This is a genomic window from Agromyces mediolanus (genome assembly GCF_014648575.1).
GTDB lineage: Bacteria > Actinomycetota > Actinomycetes > Actinomycetales > Microbacteriaceae > Agromyces > Agromyces mediolanus.
Window position 1 is genome coordinate 1726545 of record NZ_BMRJ01000001.1, and the last position, 21764, is coordinate 1748308.

General features: G+C 73.3%; 20 protein-coding genes. 14 read left to right on the top strand and 6 right to left on the bottom strand.

Annotation, left to right across the window (positions count from 1 at the left end):
- Window positions 1–65: 65 nt before the first annotated feature.
- Window positions 66–1037: a nucleoside hydrolase gene (locus IEY71_RS08215; RefSeq protein ID WP_194483596.1), complete on the top strand. Its 972-nt coding sequence runs from the start codon at window positions 66–68 to the stop codon at window positions 1035–1037.
- A gap of 86 nt (window positions 1038–1123) precedes the next feature.
- Entirely contained in the window at window positions 1124–2461 is a 1338-nt protein-coding gene (locus IEY71_RS08220) for an MFS transporter (RefSeq protein WP_189084733.1), read from the top strand.
- Window positions 2462–2560: 99 nt separating this feature from the next.
- On the opposite strand, the gene IEY71_RS08225 is transcribed toward IEY71_RS08220, so the two are convergent.
- Window positions 2561–3283: a GntR family transcriptional regulator gene (locus IEY71_RS08225; protein ID WP_229781589.1), complete on the bottom strand. Its 723-nt coding sequence runs from the start codon at window positions 3281–3283 to the stop codon at window positions 2561–2563.
- Between the two features lie 121 nt (window positions 3284–3404).
- A complete protein-coding gene (locus IEY71_RS08230; RefSeq protein ID WP_189084734.1) occupies window positions 3405–4241 on the bottom strand; it encodes a BtpA/SgcQ family protein in 837 nt (278 codons plus the stop codon).
- A 292-nt stretch (window positions 4242–4533) separates the two neighbouring features.
- Here IEY71_RS08230 and IEY71_RS08235 point away from each other — a divergent pair, with 292 nt between their 5' ends.
- Both IEY71_RS08235 and IEY71_RS08240 read left to right on the top strand, forming a co-directional pair.
- The gene (locus IEY71_RS08235; protein ID WP_189084735.1) at window positions 4534–5418 is read left to right on the top strand and encodes an endo alpha-1,4 polygalactosaminidase; all 885 of its coding nucleotides are present in this window, start codon (window positions 4534–4536) and stop codon (window positions 5416–5418) included.
- An 88-nt stretch (window positions 5419–5506) separates the two neighbouring features.
- Complete coding sequence (locus IEY71_RS08240) at window positions 5507–6868, top strand: exodeoxyribonuclease VII large subunit (protein WP_189084736.1); 1362 nt, start codon at window positions 5507–5509, stop codon at window positions 6866–6868.
- Here IEY71_RS08240 and IEY71_RS08245 read toward each other — a convergent pair.
- Window positions 6865–7800 carry an EamA family transporter gene (locus IEY71_RS08245; protein ID WP_189084737.1) on the bottom strand — a complete coding sequence of 312 codons (936 nt, stop codon included), beginning with the start codon at window positions 7798–7800 and terminating at the stop codon, window positions 6865–6867. The two genes, IEY71_RS08240 and IEY71_RS08245, sit on opposite strands and share 4 nt — an antisense overlap.
- 65 nt (window positions 7801–7865) lie before the next feature.
- Here IEY71_RS08245 and pdxR point away from each other — a divergent pair, with 65 nt between their 5' ends.
- From pdxR to IEY71_RS08260, 3 genes are all read left to right on the top strand, one after another.
- Complete coding sequence (gene pdxR / locus IEY71_RS08250) at window positions 7866–9317, top strand: MocR-like pyridoxine biosynthesis transcription factor PdxR (protein WP_189084738.1); 1452 nt, start codon at window positions 7866–7868, stop codon at window positions 9315–9317.
- Between the two features lie 40 nt (window positions 9318–9357).
- Complete coding sequence (locus IEY71_RS08255) at window positions 9358–9942, top strand: YdeI/OmpD-associated family protein (RefSeq protein WP_189084739.1); 585 nt, start codon at window positions 9358–9360, stop codon at window positions 9940–9942.
- An 88-nt stretch (window positions 9943–10030) separates the two neighbouring features.
- A complete protein-coding gene (locus IEY71_RS08260) occupies window positions 10031–11008 on the top strand; it encodes a cytochrome b/b6 domain-containing protein (protein WP_373292258.1) in 978 nt (325 codons plus the stop codon).
- A gap of 39 nt (window positions 11009–11047) precedes the next feature.
- Here the strand turns inward: IEY71_RS08260 and IEY71_RS08265 are convergent, their stop codons facing one another.
- Genes IEY71_RS08265 through IEY71_RS08275 form a run of 3 tightly spaced genes read right to left on the bottom strand, consistent with a single transcriptional unit; the run spans window position 11048 to window position 13741 of the window.
- Entirely contained in the window at window positions 11048–11806 is a 759-nt protein-coding gene (locus IEY71_RS08265; protein ID WP_189084741.1) for an ankyrin repeat domain-containing protein, read from the bottom strand.
- A complete protein-coding gene (locus IEY71_RS08270) occupies window positions 11803–13071 on the bottom strand; it encodes an MFS transporter (protein WP_189084742.1) in 1269 nt (422 codons plus the stop codon). The genes IEY71_RS08265 and IEY71_RS08270 overlap by 4 nt, the downstream gene beginning before the upstream one ends.
- Window positions 13064–13741, bottom strand: coding sequence for a FadR/GntR family transcriptional regulator (locus IEY71_RS08275; protein WP_189084743.1), 678 nt, complete (start codon window positions 13739–13741; stop codon window positions 13064–13066). Before IEY71_RS08275 ends, IEY71_RS08270 begins: the two co-directional genes overlap by 8 nt.
- A gap of 105 nt (window positions 13742–13846) precedes the next feature.
- Here IEY71_RS08275 and IEY71_RS08280 point away from each other — a divergent pair, with 105 nt between their 5' ends.
- The 7 genes from IEY71_RS08280 to IEY71_RS08310 all read left to right on the top strand — a co-directional run bounded on the left by IEY71_RS08280 (window position 13847) and on the right by IEY71_RS08310 (window position 21667).
- A complete protein-coding gene (locus IEY71_RS08280; RefSeq protein ID WP_229781590.1) occupies window positions 13847–14941 on the top strand; it encodes an amidohydrolase family protein in 1095 nt (364 codons plus the stop codon).
- A gap of 63 nt (window positions 14942–15004) precedes the next feature.
- Window positions 15005–16633 carry an ABC transporter substrate-binding protein gene (locus IEY71_RS08285; RefSeq protein WP_189084744.1) on the top strand — a complete coding sequence of 543 codons (1629 nt, stop codon included), beginning with the start codon at window positions 15005–15007 and terminating at the stop codon, window positions 16631–16633.
- A 4-nt stretch (window positions 16634–16637) separates the two neighbouring features.
- Window positions 16638–17588: an ABC transporter permease gene (locus IEY71_RS08290; RefSeq protein WP_189084745.1), complete on the top strand. Its 951-nt coding sequence runs from the start codon at window positions 16638–16640 to the stop codon at window positions 17586–17588.
- Window positions 17585–18475 (top strand): ABC transporter permease, encoded by an 891-nt coding sequence (locus IEY71_RS08295; protein ID WP_189084746.1) that lies wholly within the window; start codon window positions 17585–17587, stop codon window positions 18473–18475. Before IEY71_RS08290 ends, IEY71_RS08295 begins: the two co-directional genes overlap by 4 nt.
- Window positions 18472–19326, top strand: a complete 855-nt coding sequence (locus tag IEY71_RS08300; protein WP_189084747.1) for an ABC transporter ATP-binding protein — start codon at window positions 18472–18474, stop codon at window positions 19324–19326. Before IEY71_RS08295 ends, IEY71_RS08300 begins: the two co-directional genes overlap by 4 nt.
- A complete protein-coding gene (locus IEY71_RS08305) occupies window positions 19323–20189 on the top strand; it encodes an ATP-binding cassette domain-containing protein (protein WP_189084748.1) in 867 nt (288 codons plus the stop codon). The genes IEY71_RS08300 and IEY71_RS08305 overlap by 4 nt, the downstream gene beginning before the upstream one ends.
- A complete protein-coding gene (locus tag IEY71_RS08310) occupies window positions 20186–21667 on the top strand; it encodes a chlorohydrolase family protein (RefSeq protein WP_229781591.1) in 1482 nt (493 codons plus the stop codon). The genes IEY71_RS08305 and IEY71_RS08310 overlap by 4 nt, the downstream gene beginning before the upstream one ends.
- Window positions 21668–21764: the final 97 nt, after the last annotated feature.

Here is a 21764-nt window from a genome sequence, read left to right on the forward strand (position 1 = left end):
GACCACGGCCCGCAGGCCGGACGAGAACGAGAGAACAGAAGGAACAGACAATGAGGAAAGTAGTGGTGGACACCGACACCGGTGTGGACGACGCCCTCGCGCTGATGCTGCTCGCCGCCGATCCCGAGGTCGAGATCCTCGCGGTGCTGAGCGTCTTCGGCAACTGCCACGGCGACCGCGCCGCCGACAACGCGCGCTACGTGCTCGACACCTGCGGGCGCCATGATGTTCCCGTGTACCGGGGCTCCGACGTGCCGCTGAAGCAGGAGCTGAAGCTCTCGTCCGGCGTGCACGGCGACGACGGCTTCGGCAACACCGGGCTGCGCCCGGAGACGAGCGTGCCCGCCGAGCCGAACGGCATCCCGATCCTGCTCGACCTCGTCGCCGAGCACGAGGGCGAGATCGACTACCTCGCCCTCGGTCCGCAGACGAACCTCGCGAAGGCGCTCCAGCAGGAGCCGAGGTTGCTCGAGCGCTTGCGCAGCACGACGATCGTCGGCACGCTGGGCCCGGCGCTGTACCACGACACCGAGCCGTGGGCCGACCGTCGCTTCCGCGTCTCGCGCGACCCGAACGTGTCCTTCGACATCGACGCGGCCGAGATCGTCGCGAGCCACGAGGGGAACGTGACCTGGTGCGGTCCGTACGTGACCCGGCAGGCGCTCGTGCCCGAGGACTTCTTCCTCGAGCTCGCCGCCGAGACGAAGTCGCCGCCGGCGGAGCTCATCACCGCGATCAGCCACGACTACGCGGGCTTCTACTCGCGTTCGTACGGCCGGCCCGACACTGCGCGCGTGATGGGCATCAACGACAGCCTCGCGGTGGCGACGCTGCTGCGGCCGGAGCTCGTCGCGGGGGCCGTGCAGCGCCCGCTGCAGACCTTCGAGGACGAGGCGACGGGGGAGCGGTTCCTCGCCGGCGTGCACCCGGTGAAGGGCGAGACCCGCCCGATCCATCGGGTGATCTTCGACATGGACTTCGACGGCGTGCTGGAGCTCATCGGGGAGACGCTCCGCCGCCCGCTGCCCTGGCGTTAATCCTATAGCGCCCGCTATACTATTTTATTACCGACAACCTCACCCCGCTTCTGCGAAGGTGGCATCGAGCGAAGGAGCTCCCCCCGATGTCGAAACTCCAAGACCCCGCGCCCGCGTCGCGCGCCGAGGCCTCGCCCGTCCGGAAGCCCGGGCACGCCAAGCAGCTGTTCGCCCTCAGCGCGGGCCACGCGCTCGAGTGGTACGACTGGGCGATGTTCGGGCTCCTGTCCGTGTACATCGGACAGGCCTTCTTCCCGGGGGAGAACGCGGTCGCCGCGACCCTGAACTCGCTCGCGGTCTTCGCGGTCGGCTTCGTGGTGCGCCCGATCGGCGGCGTCGTCTTCGGCCTCGTCGCCGACCGGCTCGGCCGCAAGCCCGTCATGGTGGGGGCCGTGGCGGTCACCGCGGCGGCGAGCCTCGTCATCGGCATCCTGCCGACGCACGAGACGCTCGGCATCTGGGCCGGCGTCATCGTGCTGTTCTGCCGCATCATGCAGGGCTTCTCGACGGGCATCGAGGGCTCGCTCGGCGCGGCCTACGGCGTCGAGCTCGTGCCGGACCGCCCGGGCTACGTCGCCGGCTTCATGGCGACGTTCAACAACCTCGGCAACATGCTCGCCCCGCTCACCGCGTTCGTCACGAGCTCGCTGATCGGCCCCGAGGGCATGGCCGACTACGGCTGGCGCGTGCCGTTCATCCTCGGCGGCCTGCTCGGCTTCATCGTGCTGTGGCTCCGCCGCACCCTGCCGGAGACCCTGCCCGCCGCGTCGAGCGTCGCCGAGGGCAGCCGCGTCACCACCCGTCAGCAGACCGGCGAGGTCTGGAAGGGCGTCCGGAAGTACTGGCTCAGCATCCTCGCCGTCGTCTTCATCGTCGGCGCCATCCAGGCGTACAACTACACCTGGCTCTCGGGGCTGCCGTCCATCGCGACCGGTACCTACGGCGAGGACCCCACGGGCGTCTTCGCGGTGTCCACCTCGCTCGGCGTCATCCTCACCGTCGGCGCCTTCGTGCTCAGCCGCGTGCTCGACAAGTGGGACCTCTCGCGCTGGTTCGTGCTCGGCCGCCTGCTCGCGATCCCGACGATCTTCCTGGTGCTGCTCTACACGGGCAACGGTGTGGGCCCGCTCGCGGCCGTGCTCCTCGGCGGCTCCCTCGTGCTGCTGCTGAACCTCACGATCTTCAGCACCGTCGCGAACCTGATGATCCCGCAGCAGTTCCGCGGCACCGCCGTCGGTCTCGGCTACGGCATCGGCGTCGCGCTCTTCGGCGGCACCGCCTCGTACCTGTTCGTCTACCTGCAGAGCGTCGGCCTCGGGAACGTCTTCCCGTTCTACGTCGCCACGCTCTGCGCCATCAGCGTCGTGCTCTACCTCGTCGCGAAGCGCAAGAACGGCGTCTTCAAGGGCAAGCAGGCCGACTAGGCATCCAGATCGGCCGCGCCGTCGGTCCTCCGCGAACCGTGGGGGACCGGCGGCGCGTTCGTGCGCCCGGGGGCCGGCGCCCCATGACGCCGGGCATGCTCAGCGCGCGGGCGGCTCGGCCGTGCCGGCGCTCGCCGCGCGCTCGTCGGTGAGCGTGCGGCGCCTGGCTTCTTCGATGTGCGCGCGCATGAGCCGCACCGCGGCCTCCTCGTCGCCGCCCGCGATCGCGTCGTAGATGCCGCGATGCTCCGCCGCCGCTTCGAGCGCGTGCGTGCGGCCGGCCCGGCCGCTCAGCCGGAAGCGCTGCAACTGGCTGCCGAGCGCGGCGAAGGCGCGGTGCGTGAATGGGTTGCCGGTCTGCGCGCTGATGAGCGTGTGGAAGGACTCGTCGGCGACCCAGCTCGCCTTCAGCGTCTCGGGGTCGGCGAGCTCTCCCGCCCGCTCCATCGTCTCGATGGTCGCGAGCAGCCGGCCCAGGAACTCGGGATCCGCCTTCGTCGTCGCCTCGCCCGCGAAGCTCGGCTCGAACAGCAGCCTGGCGTCCATGAGCTGCACGATCTCGGAGGGGGAGAGGAGGGGCGCGACCTCGTAGCCCCGGAGCGGATGCCGCAGCACGAAGCCGGTCGGCTCGAGTCGGGCGAGCGCCTCGCGGATCGGCGTCGCCGACAGGCCCATCTCGCGGGAGAGGGCGCCGATGTTGAGCCGGTCGCCCGGTTCGCGCCGCCCGCCGATCATCTGCAGCAGCAGCTCGTCGTAGGCGCGGTCGGCGTACGGCACGCGGGTGGACCGCCGTCGCGACGGCGGGACGCGCTCTTCGCTCACTCGGGCTCCTCGGGGGTGGTCGGTCGTGCCTGCTCGAACCTATCGCGTCGCCGGCGCACGGCTCGGGGCCCGCGCCGTAGCGGCGCGGGCCCCGAGGTGCTGCGGGCGGGAGCTGGACGGCTCAGGCCGCCTTCTTGACCTGACCCGAACGCCAGAGCTGCACGAACTCGCGGGTCATCTCGCCGCTCGCGGGCAGGTCCATGTCGGCGTTCGGCTTCGAGCCGTAGCCGAACACGGCGCCGTCGGCGACCTCCGCGTAGGTGGCGGCGTGCTTCGCCGTCATGCCCGAGCCGAGGATGATCGGGGCGTCCGCGATGGCGTCCTTGACCTGGCGCAGACGGTCGAGGCTCGGCGGCATGCTCGTGTCGTCGCCGGCGAGGATGATCGCGTCGGCGCCGCCGCGGTGCAGCATGTCGGCCGCGATGACCGGCACGGGGCGCTCGACGAGCGGGCGCGCGTGCTTCGTCAGCAGATCCGCCAGCGTGAGGATGTGCTCGCCGCCGATGTGCTTCTTGTAGCGGGCCACGAGATGCGCCTCGCTGTTGATGATGCCCTGGTCGGTGACCGAGGCGTCGGTGAGGATGTTCAGCCGGATGAACTGCGCGTCGACCGCCGCGGCGATGCCGAGCGAGGCCTTCCACGAGTTGCGGAGGATGTTGATGCCGATCGGCAGCTCGGTCTGGCGACGCACCTCGCGGGCGACGACGGCGGCCGCGGCGACGGTCTCCGGCTCGATGGTGACGGGGTAGAAGGGGTAGTCGTGGAAGTTCTCGACGAGGAGGGCGTCCACGCCGCCCTCGGCGAGGGTGTTCGCGTCCTGCACCGCGCGGTCGATGACGTCGTTCAGATCGCCGGAGAAGGCGGGGGCGCCGGGCAGGGCGTACATGTGCACCATGCCGATGACGGGGGCCTTGCCGCCGAAGACGCCGTTGAAGCGGTCGAGGTAGGGGTAGCTCATGGGAGGGCTCCTAGGGGATGGGACGCGGGCGCGCGGCCGCCATCGGCCGGGCGACGCTGCGTCGACGGGGTTCGTCCGCTCGGCGCACACGCGCCGAACGGCGGCCGCGAGTGCGGCCCGGGGCGGAAAATGCCTGTCGACCGGCCGTTCTGCTCCCGTTGCTTCAAATAATATTGGATTCTTGTTGGAAGTCAAGGCGCGGGGTTCGACGTCAGCCACGGGGCGGCGGCGCGGTGGGCCGGAGCCCGCGACGGGCGTCGCCTGGTCGGGGATCGCGGCTAGGGTGGGGCGCATGCGGGGAGGGGCGGCGGGGCGCGGACGATGGCGTCGACTGGGCAGTGGGCTCGCCGCCGCCGGGATCCTCATTCTGCTCGCCGCCTGCGCGCCGAGCGGGGGAGCCGACGGGCCAGGGGGTGCCGAGGCGTCCGCGTCGGGCGTCGCGCCGACCGCACCGGGCATCGCCCTGCCGCCGGCGGGCGGCCTGCCGGACTATCAGCTCGGCGGGGCATACGAGCCGGCGGACGAGGTCAGCATCGTCGCGCGGGACCGTAGTGCTTCTCCGGCGGAGGGTCGCTACTCGATCTGCTACGTCAACGGCTTTCAGACGCAGCCCGGCGAGCTGCAGGACTGGCCCGCTGAGCTTCTCCTGCAGCGGGACGGCGCCCCCGTCTTCGACCCCGACTGGCCGGACGAGGCGCTGCTCGACCACTCCACGCCCGAGCGTCGCGAGGCCATCGCGGCGATCGTCTCGCCCTGGATCGCGGGCTGCGCGGCGGCGGGCTACGACGCCGTTGAGTTCGACAATCTCGACAGCTACACCCGCTCGCGCGGTGCGCTCGCACTCGACGGGGCGGTCGAACTCGCGCGGCTGCTGGTCTCCGCCGCGCACGAAGCCGGGCTCGCCGCCGGGCAGAAGAACGCCGCCGAGGATGCCGCGGTGCTCCGCGACCGCGGCGGCTTCGATTTCGCCGTGACCGAGGAGTGCGCCGCCTACGCGGAGTGCGGGGCGTACGCCGCGGTCTACGGCGACGAGGTCATCGACATCGAGTACAGCGACGAGCTGCCCGTGCCCTTCGGCGAGCTCTGCCGCGCGCCCGGCGCACCGGGCTCGATGGTGCTGCGCGACCGGCAGCTCACCGTGCCGGGCGATGCTGCGTACGTCTTCGAGACGTGTTGAGGAGCCGCCGAGAAAGGGATACCTATGCGTACCTTGATTTGAGCTTTCATGGCCGGAATGTCGGCGGCATACGGAATCATGGGATCCCATGGAGCAGTGTTCCCGCATTTCACGGACTGCGATCGATGGCGCGGGCGCCCGCAGTTCACCAGTGAGCGATGAACGTCGTAGCTCCGCGCCTTGCGACGTGCCGGGCGTGCACGCGATCGTGGGTGACGCGCTTGCCGCTGCCGGAGAGTTGCACCTCCCCGAAGCCGAGGTCCTGCGCGTCGAGCACGGTGCGAGCGGCGTGCGCCTGCTGCTCGGGGCGCGCGACGAGCGCGGCGAGCTCCGCACTGTCGACGCGGCGGTCGCTTCGCACTGTCGGCCGTACCTGCCGAAGGGACTCGCCCCTGGGGCTGTCCTCGATGTGCGCGGGCGGCTCTCCGTCGACGCTTCGGCGGGCCTGCGCCTGAAGATCGGCTTCGTCGCGCGTCGCCCTCCGCGCGACGGCCCGATTCATCGTGCCCGACGCGCGGCGCGTGAGCGCCTGCTCGCCGAGGGCGTTCTGCGGGCGGCAGCCATCGAACCGCCGCGGGCCCTGCTGGACGCGGCTCGCCGCGTGCTGTTGATTTCGCCGCCGGGCAGCGCTGGCCGCGCGGACTTCCTGGGCGAGGTTCGTCCTGCCCGCGACCTCGAGGTGCGCGAGATCGCGGTGCGGATGAACGGGGAGGCCGCGGCGCCCGAGCTCGCGAGGCGCCTCGCCGACCCCGGTGACGTCGACCTCGTCGTCCTCGTGCGCGGCGGTGGAGACTGGCGCGGCCTCGCGCTCTTCGACGACGAGCGTCTCATTCGAGCGATCCACGCGTGCCCGGTGCCCGTGGTGCTCGGCGTCGGGCACCGGAGCGACGATGAGCTGCTCGCGAATCGAGCGGGTGCAGGTCGGTTCAGCACGCCGACAGCCGTCGGACGCGAGCTGCGCGCGGCAGCCGGTCGACGACGGCGTCAGCGCGCGGCGAGCGCCTCGCCGGGTGCGCCCTACGAAGCTTCCCGTCGCAACTGGACCGCGGCTGGCCGCGACGAGCTCGGGCGGCTCCGACAGGAGCTCCAGCGCGCGCAGATCCAGCTCGAGCGTCAGCGCGCCCTGTACGCACTGGCGTCCGGAGCGCTCGCGGAGCGGGTGCTCCGACGGGTGCGGCGTCGCGCGCGCTGGCAGTTCGTCGCGGCGCTCGGCGGTGCGGCTGCGGCGATGGGCGTGCTCGCCGCGCTCGCTGCGCCGATCTGGCTGCTCGCCGGAGCGGCGGTGGTCGGCCTCGCCCTCGGAATCTGGCTCGGCCGCGGCGGCGCTCGCGCGCGTCGACCGCTCGCGGCGACCATTCGGCATCGGCCGCGCACCGACGAGGACTGGATTCGGCTCGCGACCATCGCCTCCCGGCCCCGAGAGCATCGTCGGCTGCTGCCGCCGCGCTAGCGATGCCGCGTACGTCTTCGAGGCGTGCTGAGGCGCGGGGCGAAGCCGATCACGAGACCGAGGGCGATGGCCGCCATCCCGAGCCAGGCGCCGGGCGAGGGGAGCGGTGCGCCGAGCGCCGCGGCGATGAGGGCCGCGGCCGGGGCGGCGGTGCCCGCGCACAGGCCGGCCGCGGCGGCGCCCATCCGGCCGACCCCCGTGAACCAGAGCACGAAGGCGAGCGCGGTGGCGATCGCGCCGAGATAGGCGATCGCGCCGAGCGCGGTCGGTGAGGCGAGCAGGGCGGGCTCCGGATGCTCGGTGAACGCCGAGAGCACGCCGAACGCGATCGCGGCGACGGCGCACGTCGCGGCCGAGTAGCTCCACGCGCCCATCCGCGGCAGCGCCCGGGCGCCGAAGAGCGTGAGGCCCGCCTCGCCCGCCACGAGGGCGAGGCCCATCAGCACCCCGAGCGGGTCCGCGCGGCCCCAGCCGGTCACGGCGATCGCCCCGACGCTGACGACGACGGCGCCGACGACGAGGCGGGGCGACGGGCGCCGGCCCGCCGCGAGCGGAGCCGCGAGTGCGAGCACGAGCGGGATGCAGCCGACCGCCGCGCCGAGGAACGCCGGTTCGGCGTGGGCGGTGCCGACGATCGTCGCGAGATTGAAGCCGACGAGGCCGGTCGCCGCCCCGCCGAGCACCCAGCCCAGATCGCGGAGTCGCGGCAGCACGAGGCGCACCCGGAAGATCCGCGCGAACACCACGATGGCCGCGACGGCCACGGCGTAGCGGGCGGACTGCAGGGCGAACACCGGCAGGGTGCGCGTCGCGTCGATGACCGCGACGCTGCTGCCGAGCAGCGCCATCGCGGCGAGTCCCGGCCAGAGCGCCCACCAGCCGAGCCCGGCGGTGCGGGATGGGGCGGTCGCCGTGAGAGAGGTAGTGGGCATGCCGCGAGCCTGCCCGCTCGAATGGACCATCGACAGGTGCCATCGATGATGGATAGATTGGGCCAATGCCGGGCGACGGATTCCTCCTGCTGGATTCGACCGCGGTGCCGCGCGGACGTCGCGCGGACTGGCTCGCCGGCGAACTGCGTGCGGCCATCGCGGGTGGCGCCCTGCGCGCGGGGTCCAGGCTGCCGGCGACCCGGGTGCTCGCGGGCGAACTCGGCTTCGCCAGGAACACCGTCGCCGAGGCGTATCGCCGGCTCGCGGAGGAGGCCCTCGTGGAGCCCCGCGTCGGCGTCGGCACGGTCGTCGCCGCATCGAGCGCGCGCAGCACGCGGGCGGCGGCGCCGCGAACGGCGAGGCCACGCTCGGCCTCATCGCGCGGCGACGGGCGCGTCGCACCGGCGCACTCCCCGCAGGGCCCGGCGCACGAGCCGATCGATCTCGCCGCCGGCCTGCCCGAGCTCACGGCGTTCCCCCGCGCGGCCTGGCTGCGCGCGGAGCGCGAGGTGCTCGCCGAGGCATCCCGGCGCACGCTCGGCTATCAGGACCCGGCCGGCGCCCCGGCGCTCCGCGAGGCGCTCTCGGCCTGGCTCGCCCGCTCGCGCGGCGTGGTCACCGAACCGGGCGGCGTCATCGTCACCGCCGGCGTCACCGGGGCGCTCGCGCTGCTCGCCGGGGCGCTCCTCGGCGAGGGACACGACTCGGTGGCGCTCGAGGATCCGGGCGCGACCGGCAATCGCCGCATCCTGGAGTACTGGATGCCGCGGGTCGAGCCCGTGCCCGTCGACGCGGACGGCCTCGTGGTCGAGGAGCTCCGACGGCGCGACGCCGACGCCGTCCTCGTGACGCCCGCGCACCAGTACCCGAGCGGCGTCGTGCTCGCCCCCGGGCGGCGGCGGGAGCTGGTGGCGTGGGCGGACGAACGGGCCCGCCGGCTCATCGTCGAGGACGACTACGACGCCGAGTACCGATACGACCGGCGGCCCGTGCGCGCGCTGCAGCCGCTCGCGCCCGAGCGCGTCGCCTACACCTCGAGTCTGTCGAAGACGCTCGCGCCCGCCCTCCGGCTCGGCTGGCTCGTGCCGCCGACGCGGCTCGTCGAGCAGCTCGTCGAACGGCAGTGGGCGAGCGGGCTGGGGTCGCCGGCGCTGCCGCAGCTCGCGCTGGCACGGCTGCTCGACTCCGGCGCGCTCGAACGGCACCTCCGGGCGATGCGGGCTCGACACCGGCTGCGCCGGGATGCCGCCGTCGCGGCGGTGCGCGCCCAGCTGCCCGAGGCACGCGTGCACGGCGTGGCCGCGGGCCTCCACCTGCTGCTGGAGCTCCCCGGCGGCGTCGACGATGCCCGGGTCGCCGCCGCGGCACGCGAACTGGGCGTGCTCGTGCAGCCGCTCAGCGTGCAGCGGCACCGCCCCGGCCCGCCCGGCCTCATCGTGCACTACGCGGCGACGCATCCCGCGCGCTTCGAACGGGCGATCGCCACGATCGCCCGGGCCGTCCGCGGCGCACGGTGAAGCACGCCTCCGTGTCGCCGGTCGTCGCTATCGTGGGCACGTGCCCGCAGAGTCCCCTGAGCCCTTCGTCGTCCCCGACGCCGCAGCCTGGCGCGCCTGGCTCGACGCCAACGAGCACGAGTCCGACGGGGTCTGGCTGCTGCTCGCGAAGAAGGGCACGCGCACGCCCACCTCGCTGAGCTACGCCGAGGCGCTCGACGAGGCCCTCTGCAGCGGGTGGATCGACGGGCAGAAGCGCAGCTACGACGAGGCGACCTTCCTGCAGCGCTTCACTCCGCGGCGCCGCGCCTCGCTCTGGTCGCAGCGCAACATCGGGCTCGTCGCCGCGCTCATCGAGGCGGGCCGCATGCGGCCGCGCGGCGAGGCCGAGATCGCGCGGGCGAAGGCCGACGGCCGCTGGGACCGCGCCTACGCGGGCTCGAAGACCGCCGAGGTGTCGCCCGAGCTGCAGGCGGCGCTCGACGCGGAGCCCGCGGCCGCCGAGCTCTTCGCGAGGCTCAACGCCACGAACCGCTTCGCGGTGCTGCACCGCATCGCGACCGCCCCGAGCGAGACGAGTCGCCGCAACCGCCTCGAGAAGCTCGTCGGCATGCTCGCCAGGGGCGAGACCCCATACCCGCAATGAGCCGCCCCGGCGCCCACCCTGGCGGGTGCGCGACATCGGGGCGGCGTGTGACGCGACCGAGTTGCACCCGTCGGGCAGTTTCGGCACGCTGAGTACCGTGCCGTCCTCCCCGCGCTCCGCGCTCGATCTCCGTTCGCCGAAGCGCCTCGCGATCCTCGCCGCCGGCGCGGTCGTGCTGCTCGGGCTCGCGGTGCTGCTCGCGCGCTGGCTGCGCACCCTGCCCGAGGTCGAGGCCTTCGTCGCGAGCTACCCCGGACACAGCCCGCTGCCGCAGGGGGCGCCCGTCGGCATCCCCGCCTGGCTCGGCTGGCAGCACTTCTTCAACGCGTTCTTCCTCGTGCTGCTCGTGCGCACGGGGCTCATCATCCGGTCCAAGGCGCGTCCGCCCGCGTTCTGGACGCGGGACAACACGCGCTGGCCGCGCACGAAGGGCGCCCCGCGCCGGCTCGGCATCTCCGTGTGGCTGCACCTCGTGGTCGACGCGCTCTGGGTGCTGAACGGGCTCCTCTACGTCGTGCTGCTCTTCGCGACCGGGCAGTGGCTGCGCATCGTGCCGACGAGCTGGGACGTGGTGCCGAACTCGATCTCCGTCGTGCTGCAGTACCTCTCGCTCGACTGGCCCGTCGAGAACTCCTGGGTCGCGTACAACGACGCGCAGGTGCTCTCGTACTTCGCCGTCGTCTTCCTCGCCGCGCCCCTCGCCGTGCTGACGGGGTTGCGGCTCTCGCCCGTCTGGCCGATGCAGGGCCGGCTCGCCCGGGTGTTCCCCGAGCGGCTCGCGCGAGCCGTGCACTTCCCGGTGATGCTGTTCTTCCTGCTCTTCACCTTCGTGCACGTCGTGCTTGTGCTCGCGACCGGGGCGCTGCGCAACCTGAACCACATGTACGCCTCGCGCGACGCGAGCGACTGGGTCGGCTTCGCGATCTTCGCCGTCTCCGTGCTCGCCCTCGTCGGGGCGTGGGTGCTCGCGCGCCCGCTGCTGCTGGCGGGCCTCGCCGGCCGGTTCGGCCAGCTGCGGCGGATGCCTCCTCCGCCGCCCGCGAAGCCGGCGACGCCGCGCGACTGACGTGCGGCGGGCCCGGCTTCGCGGGCCCGGACCGTCCGCTCAGCCGGCCGCGTCGATCTCGGCGACGATCGCGCTGAAGCCGCGCTGCTCGGCGAGCCGGCGCGGCAGCACCCCGTCGCCGTCCGGGATCGAGGGGTCCGCGCCCGCGGCGAGCAGCAGTCGCACGGTCTCGACGTGCTCGGGGCTGCCGTCGCCGAGCACGATCGCCTCGTGCAGGGCGGTCCAGCCGAGCCGGTTCACGTGATTCACGGGGACGCCGGCCGCGAGCAGGATGCGCACCGTCTCGACGTGCGCGTGCTCGCTCGCCGGGATGAGCGCGGTGCCGCCGTACCGGTTCGTGCTCGCGACGTCGGCGCCGTGCTCGAGGGTGAGGCGGAGGACCTCGTTGAGGCCTTCGGCGCCGGCGTAGAGGAAGGCGGAGTCCTCGATCGCGTCCTTCGCGTTCGGGTCGGCCCCGGCCTCCAGCAGCGCCTCGGCGAGATCGGCGCGGTCGGCGCGGGTGGCGGTGACGAGGACCGGTCGGTTCTCGGCATCTCGGGCGTTCGGGTCGGCGCCCTGGTCGAGCGCGCGCCGTGTCTCGGCGAGGTCGCCGGCGGCGGTCGCGGTGACGAGCAGTGCGGTCGCCTCGGCGGACGGCAGGGTCGGGGTCGCGGGCATAGGGGTGGCCTCCTCGGCGGGTGCGGTGGTGGGCGGGGGAGTCGTGGGGCTCGGACCGGCGGCGACGCAGCCGGCGAGGGTGAGTGCGGCCGCGGTGGCGAGGGCTACGGCCGCGGCCGTCCGAGCGCGTGTGGACCTCATGGGGACCTCCTGGTGGTGGCGGGGTCGGCGGTGGACCGTCGATTCGCGCGACGCGGCACGCGGGGGGACGCGAGCGGACCCCGGGGCGCGGGGCGCCCGGCGGCGAGGCCGAAGGCGAGCTGTGCGCCGGCGACGAGCGAGAGCCCTGCGATGAGCGGCGTCCACGGCACGCCGGCCGAGGAGAGCAGACCGAGTGCGAGCGGCCCGAGCGCGGCGACGGCGTAGCCGGCGCCCTGGGCGACCGCGGAGAACGCCGAGGTGCGCGCGGCGTCGGGCGCGCGGGCCACGATGAGCCCGACCGCGAGGCCGAACGCGGCGCTCTGGGCGATGCCCAGTACCGCGACGAAGGCGGGCGCGAGCGCGATCGGGGCGAAGGCGAGGCCGAGGATGCCGAGGACGGAACAGGCGGAGACGACGGCGATGACGCCCGACTGGGTGCGGAAGCCCGCGGCGATGGTCGGGGCGAGCAGGGCGGCCGGGATGCCGGCGACGCTCATCCAGGCGAGCAGCAGGCCCGCCTGGGAGGGGGCGAGCCCGCGATCGACGGCGATGGTCGGCAACCAGGCGGTCAAGGCGAAGTAGATGAGCGCCTGAGCGGCGAAGAACCCGGTGACCGACCACATGCGCGGCGCGCGCAGGATCGAGCCCGGAGCGCGCGGGGTCGAGCGCTCCGGCAGGCGGGCGGCCGCGCCCGACAGCCGCGGCAGGACCGCCCAGGCCAGCACGGCGGCCGCGACGACGGGCAGGCCCCAGAGCCCGACCGCGATGGCCGCGCTGTCGCCGGTGCGGCTGAGCATCGGCACGGCGAGGGAGGCGCCGAGTGCGGCGCTCGCGCCGAAGGCGGCCGTGTACACCCCGGACCAGAGTCCGTGGCGTCGGTCGAGGTGGGTGCGGACGAGCTGCGGCGTGAGGATGCCGAGGAGGGAGATGCTCGCGCCGACGACGACGGTGCCGAGCAGCAGCGGCACCGTGCCGAGCGGGCGCAGCAGCATGGCGAGCGCGAGGGCGCTCAGCAGGACCGCCGCCGCTCGGTCGGCGCCGAGCCGACGGGCGAGCGGGGGAGCGATCGGCGCCGCGAGCCCGAACAGCAGGACCGGGATGGTGCTGAGCCACGCGGCGCCGCTCGCACCCAGCTCGAAGTCGTGCTCCAGCTCCGGCAGGAGCGCGGCGACGCTCGTGATCGGCGAGCGCACGGAGAGGCCGATGCCGACGACGAGGGCGCCGGCCGCGAACGGCGCGCCGAGAGCGGCGCGCCGGTCAGCCATCGAGCGACTGCTCGCTCTGGTCGAGGACGCCGACCGCTGCGGCGGAGGCCGCGTCGACGTCGCGCCGCTCGATGGCGCGGAAGAGGGCCTCGTGCAGATCGGCGGTGTTCGGGTCCGCGTTGTTCGAGAGGCACGAGTTCTGCGCGACGGAGTGCCGGAGCGAGGCGTCGAAGCTCGCGTAGAGCCCGACGAGGAGCCGGTTGTGCGAGGCGCCCGCCACGCCGAGGTGGAACGCGACGTCGTGGTCGGCGAAGGCGTCGACGTCCTGCGCCTCGATGGCCGCACGGCGCCCGGCGAGGGCGTCGGCGAGCGCGGCCAGGTCGTCGTCGTCGCGGTTCCCGGCCGCTTCGCGGGCCGCGAGGATGTCCAGGGCGCGACGGACGGCGAGCACCTCCCGGGCGTCGGCGACGTCGATGGTGCGCCGGAGCGCGACCTCGGTGGGGTCGTCGGCGACGACGTAGGTGCCGTCGCCCTGCCGGGTCTCGAGCAGGCCGAGCTGCACGATCGAGCGCACCGCCTCGCGCACGGAGGGGCGGCTGACGCCGAGCTGCTCGGTGAGTTCCGCCTCGGTCGGGATGCGGGTGCCGACGGGCCAGGACCCGGAGGTGATCTCGGAGTGCAGGCGGTCGACCACGGTGTCGACGAGGGAGCGGCGCTGGATGGGTTTCACGATTCCATTCTCTTCTCTCGTGAATGTATGGTTATCATACATCTGACAAATCGCCTGGGAGATCGCCACGCGGTCGAGCCGCGCGAACGAAGGAGTTCAGCAGGGATGCCCGAAGCCACCACCGGCACCGCCGCACACCACGACGGCGCGCCCGCTCCCGGCCGCGTGGTCGCGGGCGGCCTCGTCGACGCCCACATCCACCCCGACAAGTCCAACTGGGGCGGACCATGGATGTCGCGCACCGCCGCCGCGGGACTCTCCGAGTTCATCGCCAACGATCTCGCGACGCAGCGCGGATACACGCGGAGCGTCGAGGAGCGCGCGTACGGGCTGCTCAGCACCGCGCTCGCGAACGGCACACTCGCCATGCGCGCTCACGTCGACGTGTCGAGCGAGCTCGGCCTGCGCAACGTGGAGGGCGTGCGCACGGCCGCGTCGCGGCTCGCGCCGTGGCTCACCGTGCAGATCGTCGCCTTCCCGCAGTTCGGCCTCCTGACGAATCCCGGCACGCTCGAGGTGATGGCCGCGTCGCTCGACGCCGGCGCGGACCTCGTCGGCGGGATCGACCCGCTCGGGCTCGAGGGCGACGTCGACGCCCACCTCGACGCGGTGTTCGGTCTCGCCGAGCGCAGCGGACGCGATCTCGACATCCACCTCCACGACGGCGGCGAGCCCGGCCTCGCGCAGATCCGCGAGATCGCCGCCTGCACCGTCGCGCGGGGCATGCAGGGCCGCGTCACCGTGAGCCACGCCTTCGCGCTCGCCGAGCAGAGCGCGCCGTCGCTCCGCGAGACGCTCGACCGGGTCGCGGAGGCCGGACTCTGGGTCACCACCTGCGCGCTCGGCGACGACCCCGTGCTCGACCCCGAGCTGCTCGAAGCGCACGGCGTCGAGCTCGCGCTCGGTTCGGACGGCGTGCGCGACTCCTGGACCCCGTTCGGCACGGGCAGCATGGTCGACCGCGCCCACCTCTTCGCCTATCGGACGGGCGCCATGACCGACGCCCAGCTCGAACGCGCCTACCGCATCGCCTCCGAGCAGGGCGGCCGCCTCCTCGGCATCCCCGAACTGTCCGCCCCGGCCGCCGCCGACGCCCCCACCCGGCTGGAGTTCGCGGGCGAGTCGCTCGCCCAGCTCGTCGTCGACCGCCCGGCCCCCGAGCGCGTCGTCCGCGACGGACGGACCCTTGCCGCGCGCTGAAGCCGCGCGACCCAGTTTCGCTCCATCCCCCCATCGAACCGACACACCGACGAAGGAGTTCCCGTGTCCCGACGCCGCATCACCCTCGCGACGGCCGCTTTGGCCGCCGCGGGGCTGGCCCTCACCGGCTGCACCGCGCAGACCGCGACCGGGGAGGGCGGCCTCGAGGTCGACCTCTCGAACCTCGCCACGACCACCGAGCCGGGCGCCGCGCCCGTCGAGCTCGTGAAGTGGAACCTCCCGTACGAGCCGATGTCGCTCGATCCCATGTACACGTTCAACTACGCCGAGAACACCGTCGTGGCCAATCTCTGCGACAGCCTCGTGCGCATGAAGCCCGACCTCAGCACCGAGCCGGGACTCGCGGCAGCGGTCACGCAGCCCGACGACACCACCGTCGTCTACACCCTCCGCGACGGCGTGACCTTCTGGGACGGCACCCCGCTCACCGCCGAGGACGTCGTCTACTCGCTGCAGCGCCAGACCGGCGAGACCACGACGAGCTACTTCGCGAGCTACTTCCAGAACGTCGCCTCGATCGCCGCGACGGCGCCGAACGAGGTCACGGTGACGCTCAGCCAGCCCGACGTGCTGTTCACCCAGGCGATGGCGACGGCCGCGGGCGCGATCGTGTCGAAGCAGGCCGCGGAGTCGGCGGGCGAGGCCTTCGGCACGCCGAACGGCGGCCTGCAGTGCACCGGCCCGTTCTCGCTCGAATCCTGGAGCTCGGGCAAGAACCTCCGGCTCGCGGCCAATCCCGGCTACTGGGACCAGGCGCTCGCGCCGAAGGCCGCCGCCCTCGAGTTCAGCTTCATCGCCGACGAGTCGACCGCGGTGAACGCCCTGCGCTCCGGCGACGTCGACGGGCAGTTCTTCTACCTCCCGCCGGCCGGCCTCACCCAGCTCGAGCAGAGTGACGAGGTCACCACCACCTACGGCAAGTCGCTCGTTTTCTGGACCATGACGACCACCGACTTCGACGGCGCGCTCGGCGACGAGCGCATCCGGCAGGCGCTCTCGCTCGCCATCGACCGGGAGGCGCTCACGAAGGTCGTCTTCCAGGGCGCAGGCATCCCGGCGACGAGCCTCGCGGGCCCGGACTACTGGGGGTACGAGCGCGACGCCTTCGAGGAGGCGTACGGCGAGTTCTCCGCCGAGCCGGATCTCGCCGCGGCGAAGGCGCTCGTCGCCGAAGCGGGCACCGTCCCGCCGATCGTGCTCGCCGTGCAGGGCAGCTCGGCCGTGCACGAGCAGACGGCGAACGTCATCCAGGCCGCGGGCCAGGCGATCGGCCTCGACATCCAGACGAAGGTGATCCCCGTCGAGCAGTTCGGCAACCTCTACTTCGACCCCGCCGCCCGGGACGGCATCGACGGCTTCTTCACCACCAACTACGGCAGCTTCGCGGACGCGCTCGACGTCTACCAGTTCTTCGCGAGCACCGACAGCCACAACTACACCGGGTGGGACCTCGCCGACGAGCCGCTCTTCGCCGCCCGCGCCGAGACCGACGACGCCGCGCGCGCCGCGCACGTCATCGAGGCGCAGCGCATCATCACCGAGCAGCTGCCCTGGATCCCGCTCGCCTACGAGCCCGTGACGCTCGTGCAGAACGACCGCATCTCGGGCGCGACGGCGTCCTTCGCCTACCTGTACGCGCCGTGGGCGGCCACGATCGGCGGGGTGGAGTAGCCGGATGTCCCTCGGCGCGTATCTGGCGCGGCGCACGGGCGGCCTGCTGCTCGTGCTCCTCGTCACCTCCTTCCTCGTCTTCGGGCTGCTCTACCTCGCCCCCGGAAGCCCGCTGGCGTTCATCCTCGGGCCCCGCGGCGGCACCCCGGAGCAGATCGCGGCGGTCACCGCGCAGTACCACCTGAACGACCCGTTCTTCGTGCGCTACGTGGCCTGGCTCGGCGACCTCCTTCGGGGCGACCTCGGCTACTCGATCGTGTACCGCCAGGACGTCTCCGACCTCATCGCCGGGCGCGTCGGCACCACGCTCGCCCTCGTGTCGATGGCGGCGCTGATCATCGCCGTCGTCGGCATCTCGGCCGGCACCCTCGCCGCGCTCCGCGGCGGCTGGACCGACCAGCTCACCTCCTCGATCGCGGCGATCGGCCTGTCCACCCCGTCGTTCGTGATCGGTGTGGCGCTCATCAGCGTCTTCGCCGTCGGACTCGGCTGGTTCCCCACGTTCGGCTCGGGGAGCGGCGGGCTGGACACCCTCGTGCACCTGGCGCTCCCGGCGCTCGCGCTCTCGGTCGCGAGCGCCGCGTACCTCGCCAGGATCACCCGGGCCTCGGTGCTCGAGGAGCGCGGGCGCGAGCACGTGCAGACCGCGACGGTCCGCGGCCTCGCGCCCGGCTACATCGTCCGCCACCACGTGCTGCGCAACTCGCTCGTCCCCATCGTCACGGTGCTGGGGCTGACGATCGCGACGCTCATCGCCGGGGCGGTGGTCGTCGAGAACGTCTTCGCGCTCGACGGCCTCGGCTCGCTGCTCGTGCGCGCCATCCTGCAGCGCGACTTCGCCGTGGTGCAGGCGGTCATCCTCGTGCTCGTCGTCGCCTTCGTCCTCGTGAACGCCGTCGTCGACGTGCTCTACACCTTCATCGACCCGCGCATCGCCCTCGGGAGCCGGAAATGACCACCCCATCGACCACCAGCCTGGCCGTCGCCAGAGTCGCCCGGGAACGACGCGGGGCCGGGCTCGCGAGAGCCGCCGGCGACCGGCTCGGCGTCGTCGGCTGCATCGCCGCGTCCGTGCTGCTCGTCATCGCCCTCGCCGCGGCGTTCGCCCCGGTCGTGGCGCCGTACGACCCGGACTACCCCGACCTGCTCGCCTCGCTCTCCGGGCCGAGCCCCGCGCACCTCCTCGGCGCGGACGCGCTCGGCCGGGACATCCTGTCCCGCCTCATCTGGGGCGCCCGCATCACGCTCGCGGGGCCCGGGCTCGTCATCCTCATCGCCACGGTGGTGGGCACGCTGCTCGCGCTGCTCGCCGCCTGGCGGGGCGGGCGCATCGACACCGCGATCAGCTGGCTGCTCGACGTGCTGTTCGCGGTCCCCGGCATCGTCTTCGGGCTCATCGCGGTCGCGATCTGGGGCCCGAGCCTCATCACCGTGGTCTGCGGGCTCGCGATCGCCTACGTGCCGTACGTCGCCCGCGTGGTGCGCGGCGCGGCGCTCCGCGAGCGGAACATGCCGTACGTGTCGGCCGCCTGGCTGCAGGGCCAGTCCGCCACCGGCATCACCTTCACCCAGATCCTGCCGAACGTGCAGCCGATCGTCGTGGCGCAGGCGGTGTCGTCACTGGGCTTCGCGGTCATCGACCTCGCCGCCGTGTCGTTCCTCGGGCTCGGGGTGCAGCCGCCGACGGCCGACCTCGGGCTCATGGTGAAGAGCGGCTTCGACTCCGTGCTGCGCGGCCAGCCCACCGAGGCGATCGCCGCCGGCACCCTCATCGTCCTGATCGTCTGGTGCGTCACCGTCATCGGCGACCGCCTGACCTCGAGTGCAAGGAGCATGCGATGACCGACCCCCTGCTGCGGCTCGATAACGTGCGAGCCGCCCTGCGCCTCCGCGGCGGCGAACAGGAGCTGTTGCGCGGCGTAAGCTTCACGATCGGTGCGGGGGAGGCGCTCGGCCTCGTCGGCGAGTCCGGCTCCGGCAAGTCCCTCACGACCCGGGCCATCACCCGGATGCTCGACCCCGCGTTCCGGGTCACCGGCGACATCGCCTTCGAGGGCGCCTCGGTGCCGCGGATGAACGCCCAGGCGCTCCGCCGCTACCGGCAGCGGGACGTCGGCATGATCTTCCAGGATCCGCGGGCCCACGTGAACCCGGTGCACCGGGTGGGCGACTTCCTCACCGAGGCGCTCGTGCGCGACCGCGGCGTCGATCGCCGCGACGCCGAGCGGCGGGCCGTCGAGCTCCTCGACGAGGTCGGGGTGCGCACCCCCGAGCAGCGGCTCCGCCAATATCCGCACGAGCTCTCCGGCGGGCTCCTCCAGCGCGTGATGATCGCGAGCGTGCTGCTCGCCGAGCCGAAGCTCATCCTCGCCGACGAGCCCACGACCGCGCTCGACGTCACCGCGCAGTCCGACGTCATGGCGATCCTCGACGAGCAACGGCGGGCCAGAGGCCTCTCCCTGCTGTTCATCACGCACGACCTCGAGCTCGCCGCGGCCTGCTGCGACCGGCTCGCCGTCATGTACGCCGGCGAGATCGTCGAACAGGGCGCGCACGTATACGAGGCGCCGAGGCATCCGTACACGATCGAACTCCTCGGCGCCCGGCCGAGCATCGAGCACCGCGTGGAGCGGCTGCCGGTGCTGCGCTACGACCGGGCCGCCCACGAACTGCTGAAGGCGGAGGCGTCATGACCCCCAACGAGACCCGCGCGACCGGCCCGGCGACGGCCGGCCGGGCCGAGCCCATCGTCGTCGCCCGCGGGCTGCGCAAGATCTTCCCGGGCCGGGCGGGGGACGAGCCCGTCATCGCCGTCGACGACGTCTCCTTCGAGCTCTTCCCGAACGAGTGCCTCGCGATCGTCGGGGAGTCGGGCTCCGGCAAGACCACCGTCGCCCGCATGCTCGTCGGGCTCGAGACGGTCACCGCGGGCGAGCTCGCCGTGCGCGGCGAATCGCGGGCCGCCGGCGTGAAGCGGCTCGCCGACCGCCGCCGCTGGGCCAAGGAGGTGCAGTACGTCTTCCAGGACCCGTACTCCTCCTTGAACGGCCGCCAGCGCATCGGCGACATCGTCGCGACGAGCGTCGCGCTCCACGCCGGGGACACCGCGACGCGGCGCGCCGTGCAGCGCCGCGCGCTCGAGATCCTCGACAGCGTCGGTCTCGACGAGCGCTTCGCCGCGAAGCACCCGCACCAGCTCTCCGGCGGCCAGCGCCAGCGCGTCGCGATCGCCAGGGCGCTCGCCGCCGACCCCGCGGTCATCGTGCTCGACGAGGCCGTCGCCGCCCTCGACGTCTCCATCCAGGCTCAGATCCTCAACCTGCTCGCCGACATCCGGGCCGCCCGTGAGGTCAGCTATCTCTTCATCTCCCACGACCTCGCCGTCGTGAACCAGATCTCCGACCGCATGATCGTGATGGAACAGGGCAGGGTCGTCGACGGCGGCCGCACCGCGGAACTCCTCGCCGAGCCAGTGCACCCCTACACCCGCTCGCTCCGCGCCGCCGTGCCGCGGCCGGGATGGCGCCCGGTGCGGCGCGAACGGCTCGCCTCGTGACCGCGCGACGGACGCTCGTCACCGCGGACTGGGTCGTCGCCCGGGCCGGGGAGCGGACCGCACTGCTCAGGCAGGGCGCCGTGCTCGTCGAGGGGGAACGGATCGCCGCCGTCGGCCGACCCGGCGATCCCGCGCTCGCCGGAGCGGTCGACGAGCGCATCGAGCTCGGCCGGAGCGTCCTCATGCCCGGCCTCATCGACCTCGACGCGCTCGCCGACCTCGACCACCTCCAGCTCGACGCCTGGGGCGACGCCGCCCACGAGCAACGCCTCGGCTGGTCGGCCGACTACGCCGCGCACGGCCGGCGCGAGGTGCTCTCGGCCGAGGACCGCTCCACGATGCGGCGGTACGCGCTCGCGCAGCTCGCGCTGCACGGCATCACGAGCTTCGCGCCCATCGCCTCGGAGGTGCACTCGGCCTGGGCCGAGCGGCACGACGATCTCCTTGACGTCGCGCGCACTGCCTCGGCGTTCGGACTGCGCGCCTTCCTCGGCCCGAGCTACCGCTCAGGGGTGCACGTCACCGACGAACGGGGCGTCGCCGCGATCCACTGGGAGGACGAGCTCGGCCGAGCCGGCTTCGCCGACGCGGTGCGCTTCCTCGACACGGTCGAACGCCTCGACGACCCGCTCGTCACCGGGATCCTCGCCCCGTGCCGGATCGAGACGCTGCGTGAGGAGCTGCTGCACGAGACCGGCCGGGTCTCGGCCGAGCGGGGCGTCCGGGTCCGGGTGCACGCCTTCCAGGACCACGCCGAACGCGAGCTCATCGCGGCGGCCAGCGGCACGACGCCGCTCGGCCTCATCGAACGGGCCGGCCTGCTGAACGAGCGCCTCGTCCTCGCGCACGGGGTCTACCTCGACGTGCATCCCGACGTCGCGGGCGAAGACCTCGGCGACCTCGCGGCGCTCGCCGGAGCGGGGGCCAGCATCATCCACTGCCCGCTCACGAACGCCAGATACGCCTTCCTCCTCGAACGGCTGTCCGACTACCTCGACGCGGGGGTGAACATCGCCCTCGGCACCGACTCGTTCCCGCCGGACCTGATCCGCGGCATCGACGCCGGGGTGCACCTCGCGAAGGCGCAGCACGGCGAGCTGTCGCGGGGATCGCTCGCCGAGTACTTCGAGGCGGCGACCCTCGGCGGTGCGCACGCACTCGGCCGTCCCGATCTCGGCCGGATCGCGCCCGGTGCGAGCGCCGACCTCGTCGCGTTCGGCCTCGACGAGTTCCGCACCGGACCGGTCGACGATCCGCTGCGCGCGCTCGTGCTCGCGGGATCCGCGCGGGACACCAGGTTCAGCATGGTCGCTGGCCGGCCTGTCGTGGTGGACGGGGCGCTGCCGGGCGTCGACCTCGCCGCGCTCGCGGTCGAGGCGCAGCGGATCTTCGAGCAGCTTCGCGCGGCCTACGCCGAGCGCGACGTGCGACCGGGGGACGGTCCGCTGTTCCCGGGCACGTTCCCGCTGCTCGGCTGACGAGCCGCCGGCCGGGGTCCAGCCGAGCGAAGCTCAGGGACACGCCGCGTTCCCGCCGAGGCTGGACATGGGGGAGGTGCTGGGGTTCCATTGAACG

Coding starts and splice junctions, on each gene's coding strand:
- IEY71_RS08230 (WP_189084734.1), bottom strand. CDS start 4,241: ATGAGCTACCCCTACCTCGACCGCTTCAACGGCGTCTTCGGCGGCAAG.
- IEY71_RS08295 (WP_189084746.1), top strand. CDS start 17,585: ATGACCACCCCATCGACCACCAGCCTGGCCGTCGCCAGAGTCGCCCGG.
- IEY71_RS08245 (WP_189084737.1), bottom strand. CDS start 7,800: ATGCCCACTACCTCTCTCACGGCGACCGCCCCATCCCGCACCGCCGGG.
- IEY71_RS08265 (WP_189084741.1), bottom strand. CDS start 11,806: ATGAGGTCCACACGCGCTCGGACGGCCGCGGCCGTAGCCCTCGCCACC.
- pdxR (WP_189084738.1), top strand. CDS start 7,866: ATGCCGGGCGACGGATTCCTCCTGCTGGATTCGACCGCGGTGCCGCGC.
- IEY71_RS08300 (WP_189084747.1), top strand. CDS start 18,472: ATGACCGACCCCCTGCTGCGGCTCGATAACGTGCGAGCCGCCCTGCGC.
- IEY71_RS08280 (WP_229781590.1), top strand. CDS start 13,847: ATGCCCGAAGCCACCACCGGCACCGCCGCACACCACGACGGCGCGCCC.
- IEY71_RS08220 (WP_189084733.1), top strand. CDS start 1,124: ATGTCGAAACTCCAAGACCCCGCGCCCGCGTCGCGCGCCGAGGCCTCG.
- IEY71_RS08290 (WP_189084745.1), top strand. CDS start 16,638: ATGTCCCTCGGCGCGTATCTGGCGCGGCGCACGGGCGGCCTGCTGCTC.
- IEY71_RS08305 (WP_189084748.1), top strand. CDS start 19,323: ATGACCCCCAACGAGACCCGCGCGACCGGCCCGGCGACGGCCGGCCGG.
- IEY71_RS08270 (WP_189084742.1), bottom strand. CDS start 13,071: ATGGCTGACCGGCGCGCCGCTCTCGGCGCGCCGTTCGCGGCCGGCGCC.
- IEY71_RS08235 (WP_189084735.1), top strand. CDS start 4,534: ATGCGGGGAGGGGCGGCGGGGCGCGGACGATGGCGTCGACTGGGCAGT.
- IEY71_RS08240 (WP_189084736.1), top strand. CDS start 5,507: ATGGAGCAGTGTTCCCGCATTTCACGGACTGCGATCGATGGCGCGGGC.